The organism is Granulicella sp. dw_53, assembly GCF_018449545.1.
In the GTDB taxonomy this organism is placed as follows: domain Bacteria; phylum Acidobacteriota; class Terriglobia; order Terriglobales; family Acidobacteriaceae; genus Edaphobacter.
Map to the genome: position 1 here is coordinate 118,452 of NZ_JAAVUR010000005.1, position 16,492 is coordinate 134,943.

Consider the following 16,492-nt stretch of genomic DNA (forward strand, 5'->3'; position numbering starts at 1 on the left):
ACGCTAGAGCCGTCGAAGACAAAGGCGTTTGATCGGAAGCCACGGGAGAACGCCGCCGACACATCCCGTATGCTGGCCGACTTGAAAAAGACCGCGACCATCCTTGAGTCCCATCTCGGCAGCTCGTTGGGACTGCGGTTGCTCGATAAATGCGAAAACTTCCAGTTTTTCAGCTATCTCTTCAATCTCGAGGAGTGGACAGAACATGACCATCTCCGCGGCGATACCGGCGTGGACCGGCAGATCGTGAAGAGTCCGGTGGCCTGGCACAACGACCATGTTCGTGTCGGGAAACGCCATGTGCAGATGTTCTCGCTTAAGGCGACCCCGGAGGCGTCACGTCCGTGCTTATTCTCCGGTCTGCTGACACTCGATTGCGATAGCGTGCTGTGCTCGACTTGGCGGGTGAAGTCCACAGCGGCGGCGCGGAGCGAGATCGATGCCCAGGAGAAGTTCATCTCGTTTTTCAAAGTCGGTGTGTTGACGCGTGTAATGAGCGGACGCGATACCACTTCTCTCGATGCCGGCGCGGGTGCGAAGGCCGCGAGCGTCAATGTCGATGACCTGAGTGAAGTCATCCGTGGACTCGATAAGAAGGCCCAGGGCGAATACTCCCTACGTTTGCTGTTGGCAGCTCGTAGTCCAGAACAACTCCGAGATACCGTACCAACTGTGCATCGCATCTTCGTCGATGCTCGCGCTCAGATCGTGGAGGAGACGCTTGGGAGTCTGTCGGGGTTCTACGCCTTATTCCCCGGCAATGACAAGTTCAATGTCTTTCCGCTGTGGCTGTCGGAAGAGCATCATGCCCGGCTGTCATCCGTCTTCGCTCCGCACATCGGTCATCCCTACTCGGACGACCTAGACGCCGAATACCTCAACATCTTCGAAACACGTACCAAGACACCATTCTTTCAGGACGTGTATGTGGATGGCGTGAGGGTCATGCTTATCCTCGGTCCCACAGGGTCAGGTAAAAGCGTTCATGGTAATGCCGCGATTGCGCTGGAGCAGAAATATGGAGGATTTACCTATATTTTTGACATCGGCGGCAGCTATGAGAGCGTAGTGGAATTGTACGGAGGTCGTGTCGATCAGGTCGGCAAAGACGGCCCGCGTGTTAATCCGTTCGCACTGGAACCCACCGAGAGCAACATTAAGTTCCTCTACTCCTTCATCAAATTGTTGCTAACCAACGGCGGCGCGGAACTGGAGCCTGAAGACGACGATGTGGTTCACAAGGCTGTGCAGGATATGTACCTGCTTGACCCGGAGAATCGCCGCCTATCCAATCTCTTTCTGCCGAAGAAGCTCGACCGCTATCTTTCGAAGTGGGTTGGTAAGGGTATCTACAACGCCGTCTTCGACAACATCGAAGACAGCCTGTCGCTCTCACGTCTTCAATGCTTCGATTTCCAAGGCGTGAACAACGAGCAGTATGCCGACCTGATCGAGCCGTTGATGGTTTGGCTCCTGCGTCGCATCAATGAAGTTCTCTACAACCCAGCCAATCTCGGTGTGCCGAAGCACATCCTCATCGAAGAAATCTTCTCTTCGATGAAGAACAAGCAGCTTTTGGATGGGGCGTTGGCTTCCATCAAGACTGTTAGGAAAAATCTCGGTGGCGTCACGATGATTGGCCAGTCCGCTGACGACTTAGGTGCGAACGCCGACAGCATTGTGAACTCTTGTACATCGTTCCTGTTCCTGAAAGACGCCACCTTCAACCGTAAACGCTATGCGGAGCTTTTCAAACTGAATGAGCAACAGCTCGCTCTCTTCGAGAGCTTGCAGGACCGTGAAGGACTGTATATCCGGCGCGACGGCATCACCAAGGTCGTCACGCTCCGGCTCGATAACCGCAGCTACGCGGCGTTCTCTACCAAGCCCAAAGACCGCGTGCGCCGCGCCAAGCTGATTGAAAAGTATGGGCTTGCCGAGGGCATTACACGCTTTGCCCAGGGCGAGACCGTGTAACCAAGATGAAATCTACCCGAAAGGAGCGCCTGTGAAGCCGCCCATTATTGTTGCCATCTCCTATGGACTTGCCTTTACCGCCACCGCGAACGCAGCGACGGACCCACCGCACCACCTTGACCCTGCCGCACCGCGTACCGTCACGGTATCGGAGGCGGATGCTCCGCCTTCCATCCGTGCCGGGGTACTGCAATCGACGCTCATCATGTTGCCGCCGGAGGAAAAGGTCGCCAACGTCTTCGCCGGCGATACGGTGGATTGGGTCTTCGATGGCGGCCACGTCGCCAGCCGCTTTATCAGCGTAAAGCCGAAGGTCGCCAATTCCACGACGGACATTCACATCGTCTCCGACCACGGCAACGAGTACACGCTCCAGCTTCGCGAAGTGTCGAATGACTCAGACCCCCACTTCGATTCCAGGATCTTCCTCGCGCCGGGTGACAAGGTCACGAAAGACCGGCTGACGCAGTTGCCGGTCTTTGTCCCGGCTGCGGAGTTGGAGAAGGCGAAGCAAGAAGCCGCGGCAGCGAAGGCTGCCCAGACTGCGGAATTGAAGGCAGCGGACACTAAAGCTGAAACCTACCGCAGCCAATACCCCGGCCGACTGCATTTCGATTACGTCTGGGATGCCAAAAAGGGCAGCGCGCTTGGCCTTGAACAGATATGGCGCGATGACAAGTTCACCTATCTGCGCGGCCGCTTCCAGGAGACGCCTGCGCTCTACGAGACCAAGGACAGGAAAGGCTCGCTCATCAACTTCGATTTCAGCAACGGCCTCTATACCGTGCCGAAAGAACTGGACGGCGGTTACCTCGCCATCGGGAAGCAGAAGGTGGAGTTTCACCGCACCAAGGATAAGGAGTAGCCATGCAGGAGCCGAATCAAAATATCCCGGCCAACGTTCCTGAGCAACCGGAGGCAAAATCGCCTGTACGGAAAGGTATGCCGGTTGTGATTGCGCTGGCAGTTATCATCGCCGTGATCGGTATCGCCAACGTTTCGAGTCTGGTCAGTGGCAACAGGAAAGCCGCTCCGCAGAGCGCATTGCCCATGCGCCCTGCGGTCGCAAATCCGCAGCAGGTATCGAGCTTCGAGACGCAGCAACAGGCGCAGGCCCGGCAAGATGCAGATCTCGCCCATCGTCAGCAGCAGTTAGCGGCAGCCATGCAGCAGTTGCAGGCCGCACAAGAGATACCCGGTCCGGAGTCCGCGGGAGCGCCTCCGATGACAGCCGCGCAACGCGACGCCATCTACGGAACCAACTCGAAGGTGCCCACGCATACCTCCAATGTCTCGGAGGCGCAGGCCGAGGCCAAACAAAAAGCTCTTGCCCGCGAGAAGCAGCGGCAAGACGCCATAAACAGCGATACCTTAGCGATCGACTTTGTACGCTCGAACGGTACGCTCGCACCCGCCGCTACCACTGCGCTGGATGAACGAGACGATGCATTGCCCAAAAACACGGGCGAAACAGTCGCTACCGTATCTGACAGCAGCGGAAAGAACCCCGCGGCACCGCATGTAGTTTCAGAACAGCAAGTGAAGCCGAACGCAAAGGTTGACCCGATGGCTCCCTATGACTTCGATACGTACGATGGCCGCTTGTATCGAGTCTTCGAGGGGACCGTAATGGAAGGCGTTGTAACCAACCACATCGACGGAGGGTTCAGCGGGCCGATCATGCTCGACCTGACGACTGATCTTTACTCGCACGATCACCAGCAGCTCCTCCTGCCGCAGGGGACGCGGCTGCTGGGAACCGTACAGAGCGTCGGCAATGCGGAGCAGCGCAAGATGTTCGTGACCTTCCATCGCGCGATCTGCCCCGATGGCTTCTCGCTGGAGTTCGCGAAGTTCCTCGGCCTGGACCAGATTGGCACCACCGGCCTGGCTACAAAGGTTAATCACGGATATCTCGAAGCTTTCGCCGCCGCGGCCGCCATAGGCGGCCTGGGCGGCCTCGCTCAGATCGGTAACAACGGCAGTGTCTTCACGCCTTCGACCCAGATTCGCAATGGCATCTCCGAGCAAACTGCGATGGAGGGGGAACAGGTGCTCAACCACTTCCTGAATCGGCTGCCCATTATCACCCTCAAAGAAGGATCACGAGCCCGTGTGTATATCGGCACGGACCTGCTTATCCCGTCCTACGCGGAGCATCGCGTCAACCCCACACTCTAACCCTCGTTTCGCCCGAAGGAGGCGTTATGAAGTTCCATCTCACGAATCGCCGCAGGTGGCTGCTCGGTGCAGGCGCTGCAGCGCTACTCACCGCAACGCCTGCGTTCGCACTCTTCGGTCTCGGGGATATCGTCTTCGATCCGACCAGCTATGCCAGCCTGGTCTCCCAGCTCACGACGCTGGAGACGCAATACAACATGCTCAAGAACAACATCACGCACTTCTCTCTTAAGCAACAGTGGCAGACGACGCTTCACGCTCTGGAGAACGTGAACGTTGCGGATATGTTCGGGGAGACAGCTGGTTTCAGTATCGCCCTCAATAGCAACTCCCCCAGTGCATCGAGCACGGCATGGAAGACGGCTACCGTTCCCATGAACAGCAACACAACTTCGTACCTACAGGGCCAGCAGCTCGGCGGTGCTCGCATCGCGCAGCTCGCCATGATTGAGATTTTGGACTCCATCTCCCCCGACTGTCTTACCGCTGTGGGTCAGTACCGCTCTGGCAGGTCTCAGAACCTCACGGCTAACAGCTCCCTTAGTGCAAACCAGTTCGATAGCAGCGACGGCACCAACAGTGAGGTCCAGCAACTCAATCTCATCAATGCCGCCGAGGGCCAGAAAATGACTGAAGCGCAATCTCAGGGCAGCCTGCAGGTGTGCCTTGCCGGACAGATGACCATGGCTACCATGGAGCGTCGCAATGCGGCAGTCGAAGACATGAACACGGCGGCTTTCGTTCGGCAACAACGAACCATCAACGACTCGAGCGCCGCGAACGAGGGCAGCACCTGGGACACCTACCTCCCGTAGATCAATTGAACCCCGATTGAGAGAGCGATATGGCATCCATGGTCTTATTAGCGCAAGCCCTTCCCACCGCCGGTTCCGGCGTCGATTGGCTCTATCAGTTCACCAACAATCTTACGAACCTGACCACGCAGAACGGCGGGGCACTGACGCAGCTCGGCCTTATCGAGTTGAGCTGTATCGCGCTTTTCACGCTAGTCAGCATGTCGATCAACTGGAGCACCACCGGCATGACCTTCCGGCTGCACCACGATCACTTGCATGTGGGCGATCTGACGAACTTCCTGTTGCGCTTGATTATTTGCTGCCTACTAGAAAATTATTGGGTAAATCCTTTCCCCGGTGCGAGCTTCGGCATCAATCACTTCTTCTCTTATATTGCTCAGGCGATGGTGGCGGCCTTCGATCAAAGTTCGCTCAATAATCTTCTGCAACTCCTGAAAACGGCAGGGGACAATACGCAGATGCCGGCGCTCACCGCACCGATTCAGATCCTCTGTTACTTCGTTGTGCAGGCATTATTGGGCCTCGCGTCGGCGATTCTTTTCCTCATCAATTGCAGCTCGTTCATCCTGTACGGTGTCACTGCGCTCTTCGGTCCCGTTTTCGTGCCGTTGCTCATGACGCAGACCTTCCGAGCCAAGTTCTTTCACTTCCTCGATGTCCTTATCAGCTTCGCGATGATTCGCGCAGTCGCCGCCGCATTCATCTTTGTTTGGTCAGGCTTTTTGAATGCCTTCATTCAGCAGACCTTCAATGGCAATTATTCGATGGAGATGTGGCTTGCCAATCTCATACCCTGCACGATGGTCTTTATCGCATTCGTCGTCAACATGCTCTTTATCCCGAGCATGACGCAAGCCATCTTCGGCGGGGCTGCCGGTCTCACATCCGCCGCGACGAACACGGTCGTTGGCGGCGCAATGCTATTGGCTAAGAAAGGTAAATCGTGACGCTATGAACAATCTCTTCTTTTGGCTCTTTCTCAGAAGCGAAGGCAGACGGATACGTTTGCCGCGATGGGCTTTCACCGTTCTCAAGGTGCTCTTCGTTGCGCTCCTGATCGCAGTATTTCTGTATACCCTCGATCTCTTCCTCACGCTTCCAGAAAAGGTTCAGTCACACCATGTCTACACACACTCTGCCCGTTGAAGTCGCCTTGACGCCAAAGCAAGCCCTTCTTGCCGACGAGATCGGCAACGAGGTCTATGCCTCTCACTATGCCGAACGGAAAGCATACCGCCTCATCATCAGCTATGGAACGGTGCTCCTGGTCTCTTCAATGGTCCTGAATTTGTCTCTGGCTCGCCGTCCAGTGGCGAATCGCTATATCCGCATCGACGAAATAGGCCGTGCCCAGGCGATTCAGTATAGTGACCTGAACTACAGTCCTCGCGAGGGTGAGGTGCGGACCTACCTGACGGATTGGGCGGACTTCCGTTACACGATCAGCCGCGACACCGTCGCCAAGAAGTATCCACTCAACTACTACTTCCTGTCGAGCAATCTGTCCTCGCAGCTGATGACGGAAGACAACGCCAATCACCTGGTTTCGCAGGTCATGGGTGGCCAAATCGAACAGAGTGATGTCGAGGTCAAAAACGTCACCATTACGTCGATGTCACAGGAGACGGTGCAGGGCATCGCGATGGCTCGTGGAACGGCCCTTGTCGCCATCGACAAGCTCTTTTCCCCTCGCAATTCGCACGAGCCTCGCACAGAGCATTGGGGGATAAGCGTCACCTACTACCTGAATCCTAAACAGGTCAGCGATCAGGCCCGCATCTTTCCACAATTCGAGACCATCAATCCGCTTGGGCTGACCATCACGGAGTTCCACGAAAACCGGCTCTCTGTCGATCGGATTGCTCCTGGGGTTCCCGAGGTTCAGCCGGCCCCGCCGGCAGCAAGCGCGACAGGAGCGTCGCGGTGAGCTACCAACTGATATTGCCGTTCTTTCCCGAGGAGCTTCGCGAGCTTCTGCTAGACCCGTCCATCTCTGACCTGATGATTAATGGAACCATGGGAGTCTACGCAGACCGTGGAGGGGTTGTGCAGCATATACCGCTCACGACCCCGTACACGAATGACCGGCTGCAGGCAGCGATTGAGCGCGTCGCCCGCATCCTGGGACAGGATCTAACCAGCCAGAATCCCATCCTGAATACGCGCCTGCCGGATGGCTCCCGTGTCGCCGTCGTGGGCGCTCCATCGTCGATCCACGGGCCGACGCTCACTATCCGCAAATTCAATCGCTGGTTTAGCTCCGATGATCTGATTGCGTCCGGGAGCTTGCCGGTGCAGGTTCGGGATATCGTCGTGGGGCTCGTCAATGCAAAAAAGAACGGGATTATCAGTGGCGGAACAGGTAGCGGGAAGACGACCCTGATGAAGTCGCTTTTGGACCATGTCCCCCAGCATGAGCGCCTTGTTGTCATAGAACAACCTGCAGAGCTGAAGATCTCGCATCCCAACGCTGTTCGCTGGGAGGCCGTCGAAGCGATTCCCGGTCAGGTTGCCATTACTCCCAGCCAGCTTTTGGCCGCTGCTCTTCGGCACCGTCCCGACCGCATCATCATGGGCGAGATCCGGGATGAATGCGGCTATGACCTCCTGCAAGCCATGAATACGGGCCATGGCGGAACGCTGTCGACTATCCACGCAAAGTCAGCGTGGGACGCTCTCAACCGGCTGTCGGATCTGGCATTGAGTGCCAGGCCAAATCTGAACCATGCGTTCGTGCGGTCGGAGACGGCGGAGGCCATCGATTTCGTTCTGTACTGCGAGCGCGATCACGCCGGCAAGCGCCGGGTGAGGGAACTGATTTCAGTGACCGGTTATGACCACGCAGATCAATCCTTCCAGACCGAGGAGATTTACCGTGCGTCTGCTTCTGTTGCGTGACCCGGATACGGACTACTGCCATGGAACTTCTTGCTCTCAATGCGGCGCATCATCACCTCACCGAGGAGTGGTCTCTTGGGCTAGTCAACCGCGACGCGAAGACAGTCAGCTTTCGGTGCAATAGCCGATTCCTTTCGGGACTCTGCGGCGGTTCAGAGGAACTTGCCTTGCCGGGTGATGGCGTCGAGCGAGAGCAGCGAGAGGATGGATGTTCAGACGTGCGTCTCCCCGATGCAAATCCCGCCTCATGCTCGGTCACTGCTCCGGGGAATACCCCCACTGCGCCCTGCGGCGCGTCGTCGTTCTGCTTTCCCGGTACCCCCCGAAACAAGTTTGAGAACAGCGGCATAGAACGCCGCACAAACTTCTTCCGGACTGCGCCCAAGAAAGCACTCCTTGGCCTTGGGAGCGTGGGCCCCTTCGCTTATTAGTGACCCGAGCAAGTTCGGGAATTCAAACACGGAGACTCACCATGTATCTGAACAAAGTAATCCTCGCAGGCTTCCTCGGCAAAGACGCCACCATCCACAACGGCAAGAACGGCAACTTCACCATCCTGGAACTCGCCACCAACGAGTCCTACAAGGACAAGGAATCGGACAAGTACGTCACTCGCACCGAGTGGCACAGTTTGATCGTCTTCGGCGGTCGCGGGGAGTTTGCGGCCAAGCTCAAGAAGGGCGACCACATCCTGGCCGAAGGATCGTTGCACCACAACGAGTATGAGAGCAAGAAGACCAACACCAAACAGCAGTCCGACAGCATCCGGGTGACGAACATCCAGAAGCTCGACCGGTCGCAGAAGGCGTCCCCGGATGGGGATGATTTCGATGAGGGACAGGCCGCATAGGCCGCTCCCTTCATTCAGCCAAAGGCCCGGCGCAAGCCGGGCTTCCGGCTCGCTAATCCGTACAGAACTCCGCTAATTTCGAGGTGCTCATGATGAGCGAAATCGCAAAAGGCTTTCTCACCCGTTGCTTCGCGCCGGATGAGACGATTGCTTTCCTTCTTCGCAGGGAGAGAGCCGACCGACCCGCCCAGCGGATCGTTCGGCTCGAACAAGCACTCGCGCCCGCTTATCTTCGTTGGCTGGTCCACGAGAATCTTTCCGGCGCAAACATCTACATTGCTGCCAATCCGCTGCGCTTTGGCAGCCGACGGCGCACCAAAGACAGCATTGCATCCGTTCGCCATCTATATATAGATATCGACTCGGACGGAGATGCCCGTGTCGCTGCGCTCCAGGCATCGGATGCGGTGCCGTCTCCGACCGCGATTCTCGCCACATCACCCGGCAAATACCAGGCGCTATGGCGGGTCGATGGCTTTGATTGCGAGCGGCAGGAAGCCGCGCTCAAACAACTCGCCATCGTCTTCGGCGGTGATCCTGCCTGCACCGACTGCAGCCGAGTTCTCCGCGTCCCCGGATTCCTCAACCATAAGTATTCGCCGGCCCATGCGGTTACGGTCGAATACCCCTGCGATTCGATTTGGAATCCGGATGACTTTCGTCTCGACAATCTTGGCGTTGATGCAGCGTTCCCGCCGCGCGGAATCGGACGGCAGATTCGCTCAGGAAAGCAGAGTCATTCCGAGGCCGATTGGAGCTGGGTTATTGCCGAGCTTGAGCACGGTAAGGACGCCGGGAAGCTGACACGCATCCTGGCGGAGCGACGCTCAGACAAACCCAATCCTCTTTACTACGCCCAACGCACAGTTGATATGGCTTCGGCTCGTCTCTGGCTGCTCGAAGGCGCACCCGTTGACGACGTAATCACCATGCTCGAAGTCCGCCGTCACTTCGAGTTGCCCACCGCACTTTGCTCCGCTCGCGCACGAGAAATCGCAACTACAGCGTTTCGGATGATCGCCCGTAAGAAGACCGCTTGAACTCATCACTCAAAGGAGAATCACCATGCCGTTACTCGAAGTTATCCAGACCAAACAAATAAGCGCCTCTATCCGGTTGTCCGATACCACTGCGACCCAGGTCGATCAGTATGCCGCTTTCATTCGTGCCTGTGCGGATGATGTCGTCGAGCAGGCTCTCACCTATGTCTTCGCCAAGGATCGCGATTTTCAGGAGTTCCTGAGATCGCCGCAGGCGAAGCAGGTGGCTGCCACCCTTCGCATCCGCAAGGTGCCAGCAGTAGAAGCAGCGGCGCCGTCTGCAAAGGAGCCTGCAAACGGCTCGGTCAACGGCATACGGCCCTCAGCAGTAGCGGCGGGATTGAAGGCATGATCCTCCGTCGGAATCCGTGGCAGGACCACCACGGTGCTGCGCACCGGAAGAATGTTGACACTTGATCCCTTCCAGGGTGGTGTTTTGAATGACTCAGGTTCCCACCTGCGAACACTCGTTACAAGTGGCAGTTACAGGTGGTCGGTTCCCAGCTAGGAACTCGTGGTTCCTAGCTGGGAACCGGGAGATTTTCGAATATGGAGCATCCGATGCAAACCCAACCAAGCATCATCACGCAACGTATGGGACGGGGGAAGATTCGCGACCGCCGTTCACGTAGCCTCGGCACCAAGCTCACGATTCAAGAAGAGCAGGAGCTTGCCCGCGCAGCCGAGGCAGACGGAAAGTCTGCCAGCGAGTGGGCTCGTGAAGTCCTATTGCGCGAGGCAAGGCGCTCCGATGACGCCTTATTCACGGAGCTGGTCGCCACGCGGATGCTGCTTGTAAACCTCATCAAGCCGCTCATCCTGGGCGAAAAGGTATCGCCAACGTGGATCACTGAAGCGATGACGATGGTTCGCAAAGAGAAGCACAAGGCCGCTCAAGACGTGATGCAGCAGTACACGCAGGATGCTGGAAAGGAGCGATAACGATGGCAACGCAATGGGGTAGGAAAGAGACGATCATCTGGCCGCCGCACGCTCCGGTTATGAGCTACACGGCCATCGCAACGGCCCTGCTTTGCACGGTGCTGTTTGTCTGGCAGCGGCTTCATTTCTCGCTGCCGCCGTTGCAGCAGTCTTACATCACCGAGTACATCCGCGCTGAAGTCGGGGCCGCTGTCCATACGCATGGCACTTACCGACTCTTGTATCTAGGAGGCGGAAAAGCCAAGCCTCGTCTCGCTCTACCGGTAGACTTCGCCGCAGGGCGGATGTCGCTTCCGAACGGAAGCGTCGTTCCGTTCACACTGTCGGAGTTGGCACAGGCCCAGGGCTACCGCTTTCCGTTTCGCGGGCCTAGCCAAAAGCTCGCGGATGCCGCGATGAATCACTGGCTACGCTACGCGATCTTCGATGGCAAGGGGCTGTTCGCCGTCTTCACTATCAGCTTCGTCGAAGGTGGCGTCTGCCTGCTGGCGATGCTCTGGTTCGCGATCCCGAAAGACATTCAGCGGTTCCGGCAAATGAAGTATGGGCGAGTCCTGCGCGGCCCGCTCATGCTCTCGCCGAACGAGTTCAACAAGGTCCAGAAGGGTGATGGCATCGGATTCAAGACGACGGAATCTGAGAAGATGATGCGGATTCCGCTGCGGAAAGAGGCCCAGCATCTTCAGCTCATGGGCGATACCGGGGTCGGGAAAACGCAATTGATAATGCAGTGCCTTCGACAGATCCGCCAGCGTGGAGACTCAGCTATTGTCTACGACCCGGCCTGCGAATATATCCAGAGATTTTACGATGCCGGACGCGGAGACATCGTACTAAACCCGCTGGACACCCGCTGCCCCTATTGGGGACCGGCGCAGGAGATGGAGTCGAACGCCGAGGCGGATGCCATCGCGGCCTCGCTCTACCAGCCCGCAACCGCCGACAAAGACGAGTTTTTTCACCAGACGCCCGCACAGATCTTCGCGCACCTGCTGAAGCTGGGGCCGACGCCGCATCAGCTTGCCGAATGGATGGCGAGCGATACGGAGTTGATGAAGCGAGTGGAAGGAACCGAGATGGCCTTCTATATAGACAGGAAGGCAGGACCGCAGCGCGCGGGCGTGCTCTCGTCCCTGGGCCTGGTCGCAAAATGCTTCCGCCTCTTGCCGCAAAAGGATGAGAAGCGGCCCGTCTGGAATGCCCGGACATGGGCCAAACAACGGAAAGGTTGGATCTTCATTACGTCGCGTCCGCCCGAACGGGAAACGCTCCGTCCGCTGCATTCGCTGTGGATTGATTTGCTCGTCATGCGGTTGCTCACCGCGCCGCAGCCGGGGCAGAAACCCGTCTGGTTTGTGATCGACGAGTTGGCGAGTTTGCAGAAGTTGCCGCAGCTCCACACGGCCATCACCGAAAACAGAAAGTCGAAAAATCCATTGGTGTTGGGCTTCCAAGGCAAGGCCCAGCTTGAAGTCATCTATGGGCATCTGGCTGAGGTCATGCTCTCCCAGCCCGCCACCAAAATCTTCATGAAGACTGCGGAACCCAAGGCCGCCGAATGGATATCGGAGGCCATCGGAAAGGTCGAGATCGAGCGCCTGAAAGAGACGAAGTTCGATGGCTCCAGGTCAGGCAAGAACTTCACAGTAGAGCGCCAGATAGAACCACTTGTGATGGGTTCGGAGATTACCGGGCTCGATGATCGCCACGCATATTTGAAGTTGGGCAACAATGTGGCCAGGTTCGCTTTCGACTATACGGACCTGCCAACGCCAACACCGGGATTCCTGCCCCGTAAGTCTCCCGACGGCGAGATGAGCTTCGATCCCGATACCCTCAAGCCCCGCGCTCCGAAAGCCGCTGACGAGGAAGGATCATCAGAACCACTGGCCGCAGATGCTTCGGAAACCGTAGCGAACGATGCGCCGCTGGCCCTCGAAAAGAATCCCATTCCGTGGCCGAAGCAAGATGGGAATGAATCTACACGCGCCGGCGAAGTGAACCGGCCCGCGCCTGTCGCTACTCCCATCGCGACTGCTGATGCTGATACCGAACAGGAAGAGGTACTTGGTCCTGAATACATCCGGGAGATGTAGCCATGATGACCATCCCAAAAGCGCTCAGCTCCGGCCAGGCCCAGACGTACCACAAGCTGGAGTACACGTCCGCGGCTCAAAGTTATTACAAACAAGGTGACGAAGTAAAAGGTGAATGGCAGGGGCGGCTCGCAACCTCCCTGGGACTCTCTGGCGAAGTGAACGCCCGGGAGTTTTCCCGTCTCTCGGAGGGCCAGCACCCGCAGACCGAGGTTCAGATGGTTCGGCACCGAGAGGCCGTGGAGTACCAGACGGCCAGCGGGAAGACCATCAAAGCTGTAGAGCATCGCGCCGGTTGGGATGCTACGTTTTCCGCACCGAAGTCTGTCTCGTTGACTGCATTGGTCGGCGGGGATGACCGGGTCCGGGAAGCCCACGCCGCTGCCGTAACGGTAGCACTGAACGAACTGGAGAAGTACACGCACGCGCGGATCGGCGGCAACAACCCAGCCGAGGACACCGGGAAGTTCATCGCCGCGAAGTTTGAACACGACACCGCCCGGCCCGTCGATGGCTACGCCGCGCCACAGCTCCATACCCATGCAGTCATCTTCAATGTCACCGAGCGAGCCGATGGTTCGACGAGGGCTCTTCAGGAACGGCCATTCTTTGAGAGCAAGCAATTCGCCACGGCGGTCTACCAGTCCGAATTGATGTATCGGTTGCGTGATCTCGGCTATGAAATCGAGCCCGGAAAGAGTGGAGCACCTGAGATCAAGGGGTTTAGTCAGTCCTATCTCGACGCATCAAGCCTGCGTTCGCAACAGATCAAAGATGAGATGGAAAGGAGTGGCGTTAGCGGCCCGAGAGCCGCGCAGATCGCAGCTCACTCCACACGCGACAAGAAGCTGGCCCTCACGCGAGAAGCGGTCCTGGAGGCCCATCGCAACGTCGCCGCCCAGTTCGGCAACCAGCCGCGACAAGTCGTGCAGGAGGCCCGCGAACGCGCTCAGACCCAGGAACGCAATCCCGATCGAGCGACTCGCGCGAAGGAAGCCATGACCTATGCGCGGGACAGTCTCTTCGAGCGCGAGGCTGTCGTAGATGAACGGCTCATCTTCCGCGATGCGTTGCGGCGCGGCATGGGAGAAACGACCTATGCCGAGGTTCGCGCCGATTTCGAGGCTAGGCGCCAGCGCGGCGACCTCCGCTCCGTGGAGACCGCCAAATACGCTTCGGGTCGCAGCTTCGCGACGCCGGAAACCATCGCCGCCGAACGCGCAAACATTGCCTATGTAGTTGCGGGACGCAATGCCGTCCAACCCATCATGAGTGCGGAGCTGGCGCAGGAGCAGGCGCGTTCACGGGACTTCCTGAACGACACGCAGCGACGCGTGATCGAGGAAGTTCTCAATTCCACGGATCGCATTCACGGCTTGCAGGGACGCGCAGGCAGTGGGAAGACGACTGTGCTGGCTTCGATCCGTGAAGGAGCGGAAAAGAGCGGCTACGTCGTCGAGGGTTTTGCCCCAACCTCCCGTGCATCGGCGCAGCTCCGCGAGGTCGGAATCGACGCTACAACCTTACAGAGTTTCCTTGCGCGTGGCGACAACCACCCCAGCGCGAGCCCTGAATTGCGGCACCTTTACATGCTGGACGAGTCGAGCCTCGCCAGCACTCGGCAGATGCGAGCCTTCCTCGACAAGCTGAATCCCAATGACCGCGTGTTGGTGATCGGTGACACCCGCCAGCATCAGGGCGTGGATGCCGGAAAGCCTTTTGAGCAGATGCAGGACGCCGGGATGCGAACCTCGCAACTTGACCGCATCATGCGGCAGAAGGACTCTGAATTGCTGAAAGCGGTAGAGCAGCTTGCGAAGAACAATACCAAGCAAGGTATCGATATGCTCGCCAGCCAAGGCCGCATTACAGAGATAACAGACAGGCAGGAGCGCATCGCTGCTATCGCCAGGGATTATGCCTCGCAGCCTGAGAACACCATCGTTGTGTCTCCCGACAACCGTAGCCGTCAACAGATCAATGAGGTCGTCCGTGCCGAGTTGTTAGACAAAGGCGCTCTGGCATCAGATGGGCAGACTTTCCGCACGCTTACCCACCGCTCCGATATGACCGGAGCCGACCGCACCTGGGCGGCGCGTTACAACGTTGGCGACGTGCTGCAATACACCACCGGCAGCAAGGCCGAAGGCATCGAGCGGGACAGTTTCGCCACGGTCCAAGCCGTAGACGCGCGGGCCAACACGCTCACGGTGGAGCTTGCGAACGGATCAAATGTGACCTATGACCCTCGGCGTTTGCGCGGCGTCCAGGCCTTCCGTGAAACGGAGCGCGAATTCGCTACTGGAGATCGGATTCAAATGACCTCAACCAATAGAGCGCTTGGCGTCGCCAATCGAGATCTTGGCACTATTACTGCCATCGAGAACGGTCAGATGTCAGTGAGAATGGATGGAAAGGCCCAGCGCACGATCTCATTTGATACCGCTCAGTTCCGGCAGCTCGATCATGGCTACGCCGTGACCTCACACAGTTCGCAGGGCCTCACCGCAGGCCGCGTCCTCGCTCACTTCGACACTGGCGGCGCACATAGTCTCATCAGCACCAGACTTGCTTACGTTGCCATCTCGCGGGCCTCGGACGATGCGCGTGTGTATACCAACAATGCCGAAACCCTTGGCCAACGGCTAGCGACCGACATCTCGAAGACCGCCGCCGTAGACTTCCGGCTGTCGAGTTCCACGACCGAAGTCCAGCAGGCCGTGGCCGCGTTTCGTGCAAACGATCCTGCGACCGGGACGGCAAAGTTACAGGAGCAAGGGAGAGTTCATGAGTATGCAAGCCCGGAACATCGACTCGCAGCCGTCGCTCTTGAGTACACTGCCCAAAAAGATCGTGCTGTTGTCGTCGCACCCGAGGCTGACGAGCGGCGGGAGTTGACCCAACTCATCCGCGAAGAGTTGCGACACCAGGGGCGGCTTGCGCCGGAACGCCGTTCCGTCCCAGTCCTGGTCGAACAGCATCTCGGGAATCGTCGACTCGCTGCCAACTACGCGCCGGGTGATGAGATTCACTATAAGATTGGCAGTCCCGCGGAGCATGGCATCGCCGACAACAGCACAGCCACAGTTCTCGTCGTCGATGCACGCACCAACGCTCTTACCGTTGCGACTCGCGACGGTAACGAGACATCCTACAATCCCGCACTTCTGAAAACGCAGACCGCGCAGAGTACGATATACCGCGAGGAGCAACGCGACCTTGCTGTGGGAGAGCGCATCACCCTTACCGCATCCGACCGCGATGCTCAGATCCGTTCCGGGGAATTCGCCACGGTGGAGCGGATCGGCGAGGACAATGCTCTCTCCGTGAGGCTTGATAGCGGTAGATCGGTCGAACTGGATTCCCATAATGCCCGACACATCGAGTATGGATACGCGGTCGAAATGGCACAGCGAGGCTTTGTCGATCGTGTTCTTGTCACCGGGGATGCTTCCCAGCTTGCGCAGCAGCAGGAGGTGCTAAGAAGCTTCTCACCCCACACACGCGATCTCACCATCTATACGTCCGACAGCCGGGAACTGGCAGTGCAAAAGGCCATTACGGACTTGTCGATCGTACTGTCGCCAGATGGACCCTCGTCTGCTATTGATAGCATCCCAGCGTCCTCTCTGCCTCATATTGAATTGGAAGGATTCGGGATTGGACGTTGAGACCCGTAAAGAACGAATC

General features: G+C 57.9%; 14 protein-coding genes. All 14 read left to right on the forward strand.

The window, feature by feature from the left end; genetic code table 11:
• Positions 1-69: 69 nt before the first annotated feature.
• The 14 genes from HB393_RS09585 (at position 70) to mobF (ending at position 16,473) form a co-directional block, all read left to right on the forward strand.
• The gene (locus tag HB393_RS09585; RefSeq protein WP_345945117.1) at positions 70-1,977 is read left to right on the forward strand and encodes a type VI secretion protein; all 1,908 of its coding nucleotides are present in this window, start codon (positions 70-72) and stop codon (positions 1,975-1,977) included.
• Between the two features lie 31 nt (positions 1,978-2,008).
• Positions 2,009-2,842 carry a TrbG/VirB9 family P-type conjugative transfer protein gene (locus tag HB393_RS09590; protein ID WP_213804952.1) on the forward strand — a complete coding sequence of 278 codons (834 nt, stop codon included), beginning with the start codon at positions 2,009-2,011 and terminating at the stop codon, positions 2,840-2,842.
• A gap of 2 nt (positions 2,843-2,844) precedes the next feature.
• The gene (locus tag HB393_RS09595) at positions 2,845-4,158 is read left to right on the forward strand and encodes a TrbI/VirB10 family protein (RefSeq protein ID WP_213804953.1); all 1,314 of its coding nucleotides are present in this window, start codon (positions 2,845-2,847) and stop codon (positions 4,156-4,158) included.
• 26 nt (positions 4,159-4,184) lie between these two features.
• Positions 4,185-4,973, forward strand: a complete 789-nt coding sequence (locus HB393_RS09600) for a hypothetical protein (protein WP_213804954.1) — start codon at positions 4,185-4,187, stop codon at positions 4,971-4,973.
• Positions 4,974-5,002: 29 nt separating this feature from the next.
• A complete protein-coding gene (locus HB393_RS09605; RefSeq protein ID WP_213804955.1) occupies positions 5,003-5,923 on the forward strand; it encodes a type IV secretion system protein in 921 nt (306 codons plus the stop codon).
• A gap of 173 nt (positions 5,924-6,096) precedes the next feature.
• Positions 6,097-6,903 carry a VirB8/TrbF family protein gene (locus HB393_RS09610; protein WP_213804956.1) on the forward strand — a complete coding sequence of 269 codons (807 nt, stop codon included), beginning with the start codon at positions 6,097-6,099 and terminating at the stop codon, positions 6,901-6,903.
• A complete protein-coding gene (locus tag HB393_RS09615; RefSeq protein ID WP_213804957.1) occupies positions 6,900-7,874 on the forward strand; it encodes an ATPase, T2SS/T4P/T4SS family in 975 nt (324 codons plus the stop codon). Before HB393_RS09610 ends, HB393_RS09615 begins: the two co-directional genes overlap by 4 nt.
• 20 nt (positions 7,875-7,894) lie before the next feature.
• Positions 7,895-8,305, forward strand: a complete 411-nt coding sequence (locus HB393_RS09620) for a hypothetical protein (protein ID WP_213804958.1) — start codon at positions 7,895-7,897, stop codon at positions 8,303-8,305.
• 41 nt (positions 8,306-8,346) lie between these two features.
• A complete protein-coding gene (locus tag HB393_RS09625) occupies positions 8,347-8,724 on the forward strand; it encodes a single-stranded DNA-binding protein (protein ID WP_213804959.1) in 378 nt (125 codons plus the stop codon).
• Between the two features lie 89 nt (positions 8,725-8,813).
• Positions 8,814-9,764: a RepB family DNA primase gene (locus tag HB393_RS09630; RefSeq protein ID WP_255550950.1), complete on the forward strand. Its 951-nt coding sequence runs from the start codon at positions 8,814-8,816 to the stop codon at positions 9,762-9,764.
• A 25-nt stretch (positions 9,765-9,789) separates the two neighbouring features.
• Positions 9,790-10,116 (forward strand): hypothetical protein, encoded by a 327-nt coding sequence (locus tag HB393_RS09635; protein WP_213804960.1) that lies wholly within the window; start codon positions 9,790-9,792, stop codon positions 10,114-10,116.
• Between the two features lie 209 nt (positions 10,117-10,325).
• A complete protein-coding gene (locus HB393_RS09640; protein ID WP_213804961.1) occupies positions 10,326-10,706 on the forward strand; it encodes a hypothetical protein in 381 nt (126 codons plus the stop codon).
• Between the two features lie 2 nt (positions 10,707-10,708).
• Positions 10,709-12,802, forward strand: coding sequence for a type IV secretion system DNA-binding domain-containing protein (locus tag HB393_RS09645; protein WP_213804962.1), 2,094 nt, complete (start codon positions 10,709-10,711; stop codon positions 12,800-12,802).
• Positions 12,803-12,804: 2 nt separating this feature from the next.
• Positions 12,805-16,473, forward strand: a complete 3,669-nt coding sequence (gene mobF, locus HB393_RS09650) for a MobF family relaxase (protein ID WP_213804963.1) — start codon at positions 12,805-12,807, stop codon at positions 16,471-16,473.
• The last annotated feature ends 19 nt before the right edge of the window (positions 16,474-16,492 follow it).

What these genes read in the sequence shown, in the direction of transcription:
- HB393_RS09640 (WP_213804961.1), top strand. Translation starts at nt 10,326, where the DNA reads ATGCAAACCCAACCAAGCATCATCACGCAACGTATGGGACGGGGGAAG.
- HB393_RS09645 (WP_213804962.1), top strand. Translation starts at nt 10,709, where the DNA reads ATGGCAACGCAATGGGGTAGGAAAGAGACGATCATCTGGCCGCCGCAC.
- HB393_RS09595 (WP_213804953.1), top strand. Translation starts at nt 2,845, where the DNA reads ATGCAGGAGCCGAATCAAAATATCCCGGCCAACGTTCCTGAGCAACCG.
- HB393_RS09610 (WP_213804956.1), top strand. Translation starts at nt 6,097, where the DNA reads ATGTCTACACACACTCTGCCCGTTGAAGTCGCCTTGACGCCAAAGCAA.
- HB393_RS09605 (WP_213804955.1), top strand. Translation starts at nt 5,003, where the DNA reads ATGGCATCCATGGTCTTATTAGCGCAAGCCCTTCCCACCGCCGGTTCC.
- HB393_RS09620 (WP_213804958.1), top strand. Translation starts at nt 7,895, where the DNA reads ATGGAACTTCTTGCTCTCAATGCGGCGCATCATCACCTCACCGAGGAG.
- mobF (WP_213804963.1), top strand. Translation starts at nt 12,805, where the DNA reads ATGATGACCATCCCAAAAGCGCTCAGCTCCGGCCAGGCCCAGACGTAC.
- HB393_RS09630 (WP_255550950.1), top strand. Translation starts at nt 8,814, where the DNA reads ATGATGAGCGAAATCGCAAAAGGCTTTCTCACCCGTTGCTTCGCGCCG.
- HB393_RS09600 (WP_213804954.1), top strand. Translation starts at nt 4,185, where the DNA reads ATGAAGTTCCATCTCACGAATCGCCGCAGGTGGCTGCTCGGTGCAGGC.
- HB393_RS09625 (WP_213804959.1), top strand. Translation starts at nt 8,347, where the DNA reads ATGTATCTGAACAAAGTAATCCTCGCAGGCTTCCTCGGCAAAGACGCC.
- HB393_RS09585 (WP_345945117.1), top strand. Translation starts at nt 70, where the DNA reads ATGCTGGCCGACTTGAAAAAGACCGCGACCATCCTTGAGTCCCATCTC.
- HB393_RS09635 (WP_213804960.1), top strand. Translation starts at nt 9,790, where the DNA reads ATGCCGTTACTCGAAGTTATCCAGACCAAACAAATAAGCGCCTCTATC.